Consider the following 11,972-nt stretch of genomic DNA (forward strand, 5'->3'; position numbering starts at 1 on the left):
GCCGCGTATCGGCCGAATCCCTGCAGCCCCTGCGCTGCCGAGGTGAAACCGCAGCGGGCCTGTGCCGGATGATCATCTTGGCCGCGTTTCGGCGGCGAACTGGGGCTACGGCTGTTCCCCCGGCCGGGAAGGGTGCGTGAGCCACTGCCTGCCGATCAAGTGGCACGAAGGACCGCAGGACCGCGGCGACTGGACAACCGCGCATCCCGGACGACTGGACAACCGCGCATCCCGGACGACTGGGCAACCGCGCATCCCGGGCGCGAGACCCGCCCGCCAAACACCGCAAGCCGGTAGCGCCTGCCGGGCAGGTCAGCGCCCGCATCCTGCCGGAGCCCCGCCTGCCCGACTCTCGGTTCGCAAGGCTGCCATACATGCTGATGCCTGCCCGACAAAAGGGATATTAAGCCAGTAAAAAGGGTGAATGGGTAACGGGTTGGCGGGGTTGGCTTGAGCATGTACTCTCCCCGGCAATGAATACCTTCGCTTGTGGAACGGGGGTCTCGTCCGCGCAAGGTGAGTGCTGATGCGCTCCTTGAACGCGGACGGGAAGGCCCGTCTTCTCAGTTGGCGGCGCGTGCGGGAGTTCGCCGTGCCGGCCTCGATGATCGAAACTGCGACCGCCCGCCGGCATGCCGGGGACTGGGCTGGGGCCAGCGCTGCCGCACAGGTCGATGTGGATCTGGACCTTCGTGAGATCGCGTCCCTGTGGGGGCGGGAACTCGCTGCCCTGGTCCGTGCCGATCTCCGGCGGCTCGCGCCGGACCTGCTGCGATGGCATCTGCCACGAACCCTCTCGGACGGCCTGCTACGGCCGGGGCTGACCATTTCGCTGGCCCGGTACTCCGCCAGCGCGGGCGACCGCGTCGAGCGCACCGGCCGGCATCCGGTGGCGGAGGACTGCGCGCACCTGGTCGTCCGCACGGCACCGAGCTGGGCGGATTCCGGGCAGCGGATCAGCCTGGCGCTGTGGGATCCGGCCGTCGGCGATGCCGGACCGCATCCCCGGCCGCAGCCGGACCGGCGTTTCCGGCTCGACCTCCATCCGCACCTGTGGGCCGCCGACCGTGCCCACGACCTGCGCGAACGCTGCGGCGCCGACGAGTTCGCCCATCCGACTCAAGCCGACCGGACGGCCGCGGTCCCGGATGGACGCGGGTATGCCGCGCATCGCTGGGCGGCCGAAGCGGCAATTCTCCGGGCTGCCGACGGCTACTCCGGACCAGTCGCGATCCGGCTCGGCAATGGCCGGCGCGTCCTGCTGTCGGACGGCGAGCCCGAGATGGACACCGCCCCGAGGCGCGGCCGGGCAGGTCGCGGCCGAGGTGAGGCGGTGCTCCCCTATGCGGCGACCTGGCTGGCGCCTGACCTCGAGCTTCTCCAATCCGGGATGATCACCGCCGATCTGCTGCATCCGCTCGTCGCGGAGGCACTGGCGTCCAGGCCGGACCGGACAACCATCGGCGCGGCCGACACCGGACCAGCAACGGCCGAGGTCCGAGCGAAAACGGTTCCCTCCGGGCAGGCAAAGATCGAGGAAGCAGAGAAAACAGCCGACCCCGGGCAGGCAACGATCCAGGCCGCCGGAAAGACAGTCACCTGCGGGGAGGTGACGACCGAGGCCGGTGGGATGAAGGCCGTCCCCAGGCAGGTGCCGACCGAGGCCGGTGGGATGAAGGCCGTCCCCCGGCAGGTGACACCCGAGGCCGCCGGAGAAAGGGCGGAAGCCCAGGCCGGAGCCACCGCGGCCACGGACGACGGGGTACGGCTGGTCGAGTGCTGCGGCGCTGTCCATCGGGTCGGGCTCGTCGGCGGACGGCTGGTGCCGCTCGATCACGATGCCGAGGAGCTGCGCCGGGAAGAGCTGCTCGCCCTGCTCGGCGGGCCGCCGCTGCCCTGCCTGCGGTCGATCCGCACGGCGGCCCGGAATCCGGAGTGCCTGGAAGAGGTCCGCGCCCGGCTGGATCACGGTGATCATGCGGGTGCCTCGGCTCTCGTCGCCGAACTGCTCGGGCCGGAGGCGAAGCTCGAGGGCGCGCTGGGTGAGGCGTTCGCGGCCGCCGCCGAGGGGCGGATCGCGCACGGCCTCTACCGGGCGGGACTGGCGGCACGGGTTCCGGCGGGAGTGACCGTTCCGATCGGCTCCCGCAAGGAACGTCACGGCCGCCGCGGCCGTCACCACCGGCTTCCAAAGCGGACGACCAGGACGGCCACGACGACCAGGACGACCAGAACGAAGACGACGAGGACCGCCGTCCTCCGCTGAGCGCCGGTCATGCAGATGCCGCCACCGGCCACCGGCCACCGGCCACCGGCCACACGAACGCAGACTCCGCAGCCGGGTTGCGGCGATTGCACGTACCCGAACTCCGGTCTTGATGGCCGCCCCGACTCTCAAAGGTGATCGAAACTGATGCTGAACGACCAGAACCTTCCCGTCGCCGCAGACCTTCTCGCCCTGCTGACCGCGACCGGCACCGAACCGCGGCCGGACGGCCAGCTCGAGGCGCTCACCCTGGCCGTCGCCGCGGACCTGCCGGTACTGCTCTGGGGTGAGCCGGGCATCGGCAAGACCGCCACACTCCACCAGCTCGCGGAAGGGCTCGATCTGCCGCTGACCACGGTGATCGCGAGCGTGCACGAACCGTCGGACTTCGCGGGGCTCCCGGTCGTCGGGGACGATCCGGCCACCCAGGGTGTGCCGATGGCGCCGCCGGACTGGGCGGTCCGGCTGGTACGGGCCGGGAGAGGGCTGCTGTTCCTGGACGAGCTGTCGACCGCTCCGCCGGCCGTGCAGGCGGCGCTGCTGCGGGTGGTGCTGGAGCGCCGGGTGGGCGCGTTGCGTCTGCCGCCGGGCGTGCGGATCGTGGCCGCCGCCAATCCGCGGTCGTCGGCCGCCGACGGGTGGGAGCTGAGCCCGCCGCTGGCGAACCGGTTCGTACATCTGCAGTGGGCTTTCGAGCACGAGGTGGTGGTTCGCGGTCTCGGCGGCACCTGGCCGCGGGCGATGCTGCCGGCGCTGGACCGGGCGCGGCTTCCCGAGGCGGTGGCGCGAGCCCGGCGGGCGGTGTGCGGTTTCCTCGAGGCTCGGCCGACGCTGACGCACCGGCTGCCGGACAGTGAGGCGCGCCGTGGCGGGCCGTGGCCGTCGCCACGTAGCTGGGACATGACGTTGCGGCTGGTGGCGTTCGCGGTCGCGTCCGGTGTGTCGCGGGAGGTGCTGTCGATGCTGGTCCGCGGGACGGTCGGGGACGGTCCGGGTCTGGAGCTGCTGGCGTTCATGGACCGGCTGGACCTGCCCGATCCGGAGATGCTGCTGGCCGATCCCCGGGCCGCGGTTCTTCCGGAGCGGGGCGATCTGCGGCAGGCGACGCTCGACGGCGTGGTCGAGGCGGTGCGGAGACGCCCGGACCGGTCGCGCTGGGAGGCTGCCTGGGCTGTGCTGGTGCGGGCGCTGGAGACGGGCGCCCCGGACCTGGTGGTGGTGCCGGCGGCGACGCTCGCGGCGCTGCGCCGCGACGAGTGGCCGGTCCCGGCCGAGATGGAACGCCTGGCCCCGGTGGTCGGCCTGCGCAAACGGGTGGTGGCCGCCCGATGAGAGCCGACATGCAAGCAGGCCCGCGTCCGGGGCGAACCGATGCGGGATCCGGCCAGGCGAGACCGCGGGAGGTCTTCACGGCCGAGGAGTCCGAGAGGTTGTACGCCGCGCGGCTGCTCGCCGCGGAGGCGCGGCCGTACCTGGCGACCGCGTTGTTCGCGCTGAAGCCGCTCCTGTCCTGGCCGGTGCCGACGATGGGCGTCGACCGGTACTGGCGGTGCTACGTCAACCCCGCGTTCCTGGCCGCGACCCCGGTCGAGGAGCTGGCCGGGGTCTGGGTGCACGAGGTCTCCCACCTGCTGCGCGACCATCACGGCCGGGGTGACCGGCTGGCCGCCGAGAAGGACCTGACCGGCTCCGGCGACCGGCTCCGAATGAACATCGCCGCGGACTTCGAGATCAACGACGATGTGTACGGCGACGGACTGCCCCGCCCCCAGGGCGCCGTGGTCCCGGAACTGCTGAACCTGGAACCGGGCCGGCTCATGGAGGAGTACCTGCGTGAGATCGCGCTGGGTCTCTACTGCCGGGAGCTGATCTGGCTGGACTGCGGTGGCGGCGCCGACGGGCGGGGCCGTCCGTGGGAGCTGGGCCCGGACGGCGCGGACGGCCTCGACGAGCAGGAGCGGGCGCTGATCCGGTACCGGGTGGCGCAGGGCATCGTGGGCCGCGGTAACACACCGGCCGGCTGGCAGCGCTGGGCGGAGAAGGTGGTGCACCCGCCGCAGCCGTGGCGTGAGCTGCTCGGCAGCGCGGTCCGCTCGGCCGTGTCGGCGCCGGGCGTCGGTGAGGACTACGTGTACAGCCGGCCGTCGCGGCGGTCGTCGAGCCTGCCGGGGGTGATTCTGCCGAGTCTGCGGCGGCGCCCGCCCCGGGTCACCGTGGTGATCGACACATCGGGGTCGGTGAGTGACAGCGAGCTGGGCACCGCCCTGCTGGAGGTGGCCGCGATCGGCCGGGCCGTCGGCGGCCGGCGTGACCTGGTGCGGGTCGTCTCCTGTGACGCGGCGGCCCATGTGACCGGCGAGATCTGCGAGTCGGAGGGGATCACGCTGATCGGCGGGGGCGGAACCGACCTGCGCAGGGGTTTCACCAAGGCCCTGACCACGCGCCCGGACGTGATCGTGGTGCTGACCGACGGTCAGACGCCGTGGCCGGAGCGGCAGCCGCCGTGCCGCACGGTGATCGGCCTGTTCCCCCGGCCGCGCCGCGTCGACGAGGACGACCCGGATTACGAGCCGGACCTGCCGCCGGCCTGGGCGCGGGTGGTCACGCTCGGCTGAACTGCGAGCCCGTCAGCCGTACTTCAGCCAGGGAAGGCTCGGCCACGGCTCGCGACAGGTCTCGCCACCAGGCGGCTCACCCGCTCCGGAGACGTCGGGGCGGGAAACGGGGGGCCGTCTGGTGGCGTCCACGATCAGCGGGCCCGGCGGTTCCAGGATCAGCGGGTCACGGTGGCTTCCAGGATCAGCGGCGTCACGGTCGCGGCGAGGGCGGCGGCGTCGGTTGGGCTGAGGGCCGGGTCGGCCCGGCGGATCGCCAGCGCCTCGTCGAGTCCGTCGAGCGGGTCGTCACCGGCGCGGGCCAGGAAGCCGGCGAGGAAGCCGGGGACGATCGCGGCGTGCGGATGAGTACGGTCTGCGCCGGCCTGCGCCATGATGATCGCTGTCAGGCAGACGTCGACGGCGGGCCGTCCCTCGGTGGCGTTGTGCCAGTCGATCACGACCGGCCCGGCGGCGGTGAGCATCACGTTCTCCGGATGCAGGTCGCGGTGCAGGATCCGGTCGCCGGGCGCACGGCCGTGCCGGGCAGGCAGTTCATGGAGCCGCCGGTGCAGGCCGGCCAGCATCGTCGCGCCCTCGTCGACGCCGAGCCGCCCGGCCGCGAACGCCTCGGTCATCGTGGGCCCGTCGAGCCGGTCCATGATCATGTCGGGTCCGGCGGCGGAGTGGACGTCCGGCACCGGATATCCGGCACGGGCCAGGTGACGCATCAGCTCGGCCTCGGCGGTGACGTCGTCGCCGCGCCGGTAGCGGCGCAGCACCCGATGCTCGTCGATCGCATAGACGTCGGCCTCACGCCCGGAACCCAGGAGATCCACGCTCATCACCGTAGCCGCCCGCGAACTCACACAGGGGGCGCCGCCCGGTGCCCGGCCGCGGAGAAGGAGCGGCGCCGGAGACGACGCGAGGCCGCCCGGCGGGTGCCGGACGGCCTCGATGTGACGCGACGGTCAGTGCATGATGACCGGGGTGGCGCCCTTCTCGTCGTCGAGCAGGTGCGACACCTCGCGCTTGCGCGGCAGGAACAGTGCCGGGATCAGGGTCAGCAGGACGAGCACGAAGCCGACCGTGAACGTGGTGGCGAACGAGTCGGCCGCGAACTCCAGGCCCCGCTCGAGCAGGCTCTGGTCGGGGAACTGGGCCGCCATCTCCGGGTTCATCTGGGCGCCGATCGCCAGCTGGGCCTCGGTGGTGGCCACCGGCTGACCGGTCTGCGGGTCGGGGATGGTGACCGGCGTCGAGTCGTTCAGCTCGGAGGTGAGGATGACCGACATGACCGCGCCACCGACGGAGCCGGCGATCTGCTGCAGGATGTTGAGCAGCGTCGACCCGCGGGCCACCTCGTGGTTGGTGAGGGTGCGCAGCGCCGACGTCATGATCGGCATCATGGTGCCGCCCATGCCGAGACCCATCACGAACAGCGAGCCGCACAGCAGGACGTAGGACGTGTCCGTGCCGACCTGGGTGAACGCGAAGAATCCGGCCGCGATCAGGAGCAGCGCGAACGGCACGGTCCGGCCGATCGGCACCTTGTCGGCGAGCATGCCGGCGATCGGCATGGTCAGCATGGCGCCGATGCCCTGCGGGGCCATGAGCAGGCCGGCGTGCAGCGTCGACTCGCCGTGGATCTGCAGGAAGTAGCTCGGGAACAGCAGACCGGCGCCCATGAACGCGACGGTGAACACGGCTAGCGTGATCGACGCGACGGTCAGGTTGCGGTTGCGCAGCAGCCGCAGGTCGAGCAGCGGGTGCTTGGGCTTGAACGAGTAGAAGACGAACCCGATCACCAGCAGGGCCCCGGCGAGCATCGGGATCCACACCTTGCCGGCGGTGATGCTCTGCTCCTCGGGCAGCGTGGACACGCCGTAGAGGAAGAGCGCGAGGCCGGGCGACAGCATCAGCATGCCGACGAAGTCGAACGACTCGGACGGCTCGGGCCGGTCCTTCGGCAGCACGAACTGCGCGTAGATCAGCGCGCCGATACCGATCGGCAGGTTGATCAGGAAGATCCAGTGCCAGCTGTACGAGTCGATCAGCCAGCCGCCGAGGATGGGGCCACTGATCGGGCCGAGCAGCATCGGGATGCCGAGGACCGCCATGAGCCGGCCGATGCGCTCCGGGCCGGCCGCCTTCGTCATGATCGTCATGCCGAGCGGCATGAGCATGCCGCCGCCGAGACCCTGCAGCACGCGGTAGGCCACGAGCTGGCCGATGTTGTCAGCGGTGGCGCAGAGCACCGAGCCGATGGTGAACAGCAGGAGCGCGGTCATGTAGAGCCGCTTGGTGCCGAACCGGTCGGCGGCCCAGCCGGTGAGCGGGATGACGGTGGCCAGTGCCAGCGTGTAGCCCGTCATGGTCCAGGCGACCTCGGCGTAGGTCGCGCCGAACTCCTCCTGGAAGGTGGGGATCGCGACGCTGACCACGGTCACGTCGAGAATTGACATGATCGCACCGAGGACGACGACCCCGGCGATCTTGAGAACGGCGCCGTCCAGTTTCGCCGGCGCCGCGGGTTGACTGCTCACAACATCTCCACAGGTAGGGCGGCTTTCCGGAGCCTAGCGACGGGGTACGACAGGGGTCTCAGGATTTATCGCTGCCGCCGGAATCCGCGGGCACCGATCGGCGCGCCCATGCTGAAGCGAGTATTCCCAGGCCATTGGCGGTCCAATGAAGCACGAAGGGTGCCAGAAGACCCCCGCCCACCAGTCGGAGAAAGCTGAGAAGAACACCCGCGAAGGTGGTGAACGCCACTTCCGTGCTGTCCGGAAGATGCCAGAGACCGAACAGTACGGCGGTCACCACGGTCGCCCAGACCGCTCCGTGGGCCTGGAACACCAGTCCCCACAGCACTCCGCGGAACGCCACCTCCTCGAAGACCACGGTCGAGAGCGGAACCCCGACGAGAGCCTTCCGGACCGGGTTCGTGAAGTCGCGGGCGGCCAGGGCCCGGCGCGCCGCCGGTATCAGCAGCGCGACCCCGTAGCCCGCCGCGACCACCAGGGCCGCGCTCACCGCGTACGCCCAGCCGGAAAGGGTGAGTCCCGCCTGAGCGGGAGTGAGGCCGGAGACCGGGACCAGCAGGATCGCGGCGATCGGCCCGATGAAGGGCTGCGTCCGCGCCGGGCCGCGCCGGTTCCAGACCCGGACCGCCACCATGATCAGCAGCACCACAGCGACGGCCATGGATCCGACATTAATCGCTCGACGGCGCTTGCCGATCACACCTACCGTGGTCCCATACCCGCGACCGGAGAGGAGACACGGCCATGCGTTACCGCACCGCCGTCGTCATCCCCGTGTCGCGTTTCGAGCTGATCCTCGTGTCTGGTGTGGCCGGCTCCGGCTGCGCCACCGGGGCTGGTCTCTGCCTGTAACAGGCGCAGTCCGCCACCCGCATCAGACTCGAGAGACACCCATCATGAACATCCGCAACATCGGCATCCTCGCGCACGTCGACGCCGGCAAGACCACGCTCACCGAACGCGTCCTCTTCGCCACCGGCATGACGTGGAAGACCGGCGACGTGCACGACGGCAACACCGTGACCGACTTCGATCCTCAGGAGCGCGATCGTGGCATCACCATCTTCGCCGCGGCGGTCAGCTGCGACTGGGCCGGACACCGGCTCAATCTGATCGACACGCCCGGCCACGTCGACTTCTCCGACGAGGTGGAGCGATCACTTCGGGTCCTGGACGGCGCGGTCGCGGTCTTCGACGGCGTCGCGGGCGTGGAGCCGCAGTCGGAGTCCGTGTGGCGGACCGCCGACCGGTACGGCGTTCCGCGCATCGCGTTCGTCAACAAGCTCGACCGTGCGGGCGCCGACCTCGACGCCGCGGTCGCCTCGATCCGTGACCGGCTCGAGGTGACGCCACTCGTGGTGCAGGTACCGATCGGCCGGGAGGGCGGCTTCACCGGCGTGATCGGCCTGGTGGACCAGCCACCACCCGAGGCCGCCACAGCTCGCAAGGCGCTGGAGGAGGCCGTCGCCGAGCTGCACCCGGACGCTCTGGAGGAACTCGGCGACATGTCCGACGCGACGCTCAAGAGGGCGATCCGTGAGCTGACGCTCGCCCGGAAGGCCGTGCCCGTCCTGTGCGGCTCGGCCTACCGCAACAAGGGCGTCGAGCAGCTGCTCGACGCCGTCGTCGACTACCTGCCCGCACCCGCCGGCAACGCGGACGGCCACCCGGTCGCGCTCGTCTTCAAGAAACGCGAACGACTCAGCTACCTGCGCGTCTACGACGGCACGATCACGAAGGGGGATGTCATGTGGGACGCCGGCTCCGGCCGTACCGAAAGAATCTCCCGTATCGTCCGGGTCCAGGCCGACCGGCACACCGACGTCGATCACGCGGTGGCCGGCGACATCGTCGCCGTGACCGGCCTCAAGGCCGTCCGCACCGGCGCCACCCTCTCCAGCCGGCAGCATCCGGTGGTGCTGGAGGCGCCGCGGACGGCCGAGCCGCTGGTCTCGGTGGCCGTCGAGGCACGCACGCGATCCGACGCTCAACGTCTGCCCGGCGCTCTCGCGGCGCTGGCGGAGGAAGATCCGTCCCTGGGCGTACGCACGGACGCCGAAACCGGTCAGACGCTGCTGTCCGGCCTGGGTGAACTGCATCTGGAGGTGGCCGTGGAGAAACTGCGGCAGGCGACCGGCCTGGAGATCACCACCGGCCGTCCGCAGGTCGCGCTCCGCGAGGCCGTCACCGGTGGCGTCACCGGCGTGGTCTACCGGCACGTGAAACAGGACGGCGGCGCGGGCCAGTTCGCCCACGTCGTTCTGAACGTCGAGCCGGTCGACGGCACCGGCTTCGTGTTCGCGTCGACGGTGACCGGCGGGCGGGTGCCGGCCGAGTACGTGCGGGCCGTCGAGGCCGGCTGCCGGGAGGCTCTGGCGGGCGGCCCGCTCGGCGGCCACCCGGTGGTCGGACTGCGGGTCACGCTCACCGACGGTCAGACACACGTCAAGGACTCGTCGGAGATGGCGTTCCGCGCGGCCGGCCGGTTCGGGCTCCGCGAAGCGCTGCGCGCCTGCAGGATCACGCTGCTCGAACCGGTCGCCGAGGTCACGGTCAGCGCGCCGTCGGACACGCTCGGCGCGGTGCTCGGCGATCTCGCGGCCCGCCGCGGTCAGGTCACCGACTCCTCGGAGCGCACGGTGACCGCCACGGTTCCGCTCGCGGAGCTGTTCGGGTACGCGACCCGGCTGCGCAGCCGCACGCACGGCCGGGGCACGTTCACCAGCCGTCCGGCCGGTTACCGCCCGGCGGCGTGAGTGACGGGCGGGCCCGGGGTTCTCCCCGGGCCCGTCTCACTGCCGTTCGAGGGCCAGCGCCAGCCGCCGCTGCCAGTGCGCGGCGTCGCCCGGCACGCCCGGGTACTCGTCGGCGAAGTTGTCCCAGTCCACGCCGGTCCAGCTCAGCGGCGTCGCCGCGGTGAACTCCAGGGCCTCGTCGCCGAGCTCGGGCAGCAGCAACTCCCGGACCAGCTCGACGTCGACGGTCGTGTGTTCGGCGAGCAGCGTGGCGTCGTACAGATCCTTGCCCTGCGGGTATCGATCGGTGGCCAGCCAGAGCAGCTTCCACGCCAGCGACAACTCGGCCGTCGCTCCCAGGACCAGCGTATTCACACCTGGTAGCGCGACCGGCTCGGGCTCGATCGGCAGCCGCTCGCCGAACACCACGTCGATCTGGACGCTGCCGTCCGGCACGCCGGACGCCGAGAACGGGACGACGAGGCGGCGGCCGTCGGCACGCTCGTACGTCCAGATCTCCGACTCCCCCGCGTCCCCGGGCCGCAGACCCGCCTCGCCCGCGGCCGCCAGGATCCCGTCGAGCAGCTCGCGCGCCCGCCCGCTGTCACTGGTGACGTTCCTGGGCGTGACGACGAAGTCGAGGTCGCCGGGCCGCCGGGCGTCGTCGCCGGTCCAGGCCCGCATGAGCGCGCTGCCCCGCAGCACCAGATGCTCCGCCCATCGGCTGCCGCCGAGCACCGTGAGCAGCTCGTTCATCACCGTCTCCCGGGCCGCGCGCCAGCGTTTGCCGAGCTCCGCGTCGTCGAAGACGGGTTCCCCCGGCCGGTACGCGTCGAAGAGCTGCTTGAGCGCCGGGTCGAACGCGCGCCGCTGATCGACGCCGCGCCCGGCGACCGGCCGGTACATCTCCGGCAGGTACTGGAGCCGGGCGCTGATCGGCCGCCGGGGCCCGCGATTCGGCATGCTCACCCCGCCAGGTCGGCCTGATAGAGCAGGCTCCGGTGGGTCGGCACGTAGCCGAGCGAGTCGTTGACCCGCCGCATCGCCGTGTTGCTGTCGGCGGTGTCGGCGAGCAGCCCGGCCAGGTCCGGGAACCGGCCGCGCACGTGCGTGATCTGCTCGGTCTTCATCCACCGGGCCAGCCCTCGCCCGCGATGCTCGGGCAGCACCCCGGTCCCGTAGTGCTGCCCGTCCCCACCGCCGTCCCCGGCGACGACCACCTCGGTGAAGCCGGCGATCTCGCCGTCCGCGCCGATCGCGGCCGTGGTCAGCAGGATCTCGCCGCGCTTGGCCACCGCCTCGGCGATCATGTGCAGCCGCGGCACGTCCCACTCGTCCGGCTCCCACGCCGCGTCGTCCATCGGCATGTCGTCCATCGCCTTGCGGGACCGCGCGGCCGTCTCGGCCAGCTCGTCCGGAACCGTGCCCTCCCAGTGGATCAGCCGGTAACCACCCCTCTCGGGTTCGGAGACGCCGGTCCAGGAGGCGAGATCCAGGCGGGTGTACGTGAGAGCCAGCACCCGCCGGAGCCCGGCCGCGACACAGAACGCGTCCCCCTCGGACCCTTCCGTGACCACGTCACCGAGCAGCGCCGTCAGCCCCCGCGCGGTCCCGGCCGCGATCGCCTCGTTCAGCAGCCGGGTGCCGACCCCGGATCTTCGCTCGGCCGGATGCACGTTGATCCGCAACTCCCCGGTCTTCGCGGAGGCCGGCGCCCGCAGGAAGGCGGTACCGAGCGGCCGCCCGTCACCGCCCTCGGCGATCCATGCCGGGAAGTCTGAGCCGGGCTCCACAAGAGAGACGATTCGTGAGGTCATGAGGGGTATTCTCG

The 11,972-nt window shown here is 71.6% G+C and carries 9 protein-coding genes; 4 read left to right on the top strand and 5 right to left on the bottom strand.

Annotated elements, in window-relative coordinates; all coding sequences use genetic code 11:
* Nucleotides 1–526 precede the first annotated feature (526 nt).
* From CLV67_RS31485 to CLV67_RS31495, 3 genes are all read left to right on the top strand, one after another.
* Nucleotides 527–2,266: a hypothetical protein gene (locus CLV67_RS31485; protein WP_146169360.1), complete on the top strand. Its 1,740-nt coding sequence runs from the start codon at nucleotides 527–529 to the stop codon at nucleotides 2,264–2,266.
* Between the two features lie 147 nt (nucleotides 2,267–2,413).
* Nucleotides 2,414–3,598 (top strand): AAA family ATPase, encoded by a 1,185-nt coding sequence (locus tag CLV67_RS31490; protein WP_106324907.1) that lies wholly within the window; start codon nucleotides 2,414–2,416, stop codon nucleotides 3,596–3,598.
* Nucleotides 3,595–4,881, top strand: coding sequence for a vWA domain-containing protein (locus CLV67_RS31495; RefSeq protein ID WP_239166772.1), 1,287 nt, complete (start codon nucleotides 3,595–3,597; stop codon nucleotides 4,879–4,881). The genes CLV67_RS31490 and CLV67_RS31495 overlap by 4 nt, the downstream gene beginning before the upstream one ends.
* A gap of 158 nt (nucleotides 4,882–5,039) precedes the next feature.
* Here the strand turns inward: CLV67_RS31495 and CLV67_RS31500 are convergent, their stop codons facing one another.
* The 3 genes from CLV67_RS31500 to CLV67_RS31510 all read right to left on the bottom strand — a co-directional run bounded on the left by CLV67_RS31500 (nucleotide 5,040) and on the right by CLV67_RS31510 (nucleotide 8,067).
* Nucleotides 5,040–5,699 carry a phosphotransferase gene (locus tag CLV67_RS31500; protein WP_373873196.1) on the bottom strand — a complete coding sequence of 220 codons (660 nt, stop codon included), beginning with the start codon at nucleotides 5,697–5,699 and terminating at the stop codon, nucleotides 5,040–5,042.
* A gap of 132 nt (nucleotides 5,700–5,831) precedes the next feature.
* Nucleotides 5,832–7,406 (bottom strand): DHA2 family efflux MFS transporter permease subunit, encoded by a 1,575-nt coding sequence (locus CLV67_RS31505; protein WP_106324914.1) that lies wholly within the window; start codon nucleotides 7,404–7,406, stop codon nucleotides 5,832–5,834.
* A gap of 58 nt (nucleotides 7,407–7,464) precedes the next feature.
* A complete protein-coding gene (locus tag CLV67_RS31510) occupies nucleotides 7,465–8,067 on the bottom strand; it encodes a CPBP family intramembrane glutamic endopeptidase (protein WP_106324916.1) in 603 nt (200 codons plus the stop codon).
* A gap of 181 nt (nucleotides 8,068–8,248) precedes the next feature.
* Between CLV67_RS31510 and CLV67_RS31515 the strand changes: the two genes are divergently transcribed.
* Nucleotides 8,249–10,162, top strand: coding sequence for an elongation factor G (locus CLV67_RS31515; protein ID WP_282958716.1), 1,914 nt, complete (start codon nucleotides 8,249–8,251; stop codon nucleotides 10,160–10,162).
* Nucleotides 10,163–10,198: 36 nt separating this feature from the next.
* On the opposite strand, the gene CLV67_RS31520 is transcribed toward CLV67_RS31515, so the two are convergent.
* Nucleotides 10,199–11,104: a nucleotidyl transferase AbiEii/AbiGii toxin family protein gene (locus tag CLV67_RS31520; protein ID WP_106324920.1), complete on the bottom strand. Its 906-nt coding sequence runs from the start codon at nucleotides 11,102–11,104 to the stop codon at nucleotides 10,199–10,201.
* A 2-nt stretch (nucleotides 11,105–11,106) separates the two neighbouring features.
* Nucleotides 11,107–11,958: a GNAT family N-acetyltransferase gene (locus CLV67_RS31525; protein ID WP_106324922.1), complete on the bottom strand. Its 852-nt coding sequence runs from the start codon at nucleotides 11,956–11,958 to the stop codon at nucleotides 11,107–11,109.
* Nucleotides 11,959–11,972 lie beyond the last annotated feature (14 nt).

The organism is Actinoplanes italicus (genome assembly GCF_003001815.1).
GTDB classification, from domain to species: Bacteria; Actinomycetota; Actinomycetes; order Mycobacteriales; family Micromonosporaceae; genus Actinoplanes; species Actinoplanes italicus.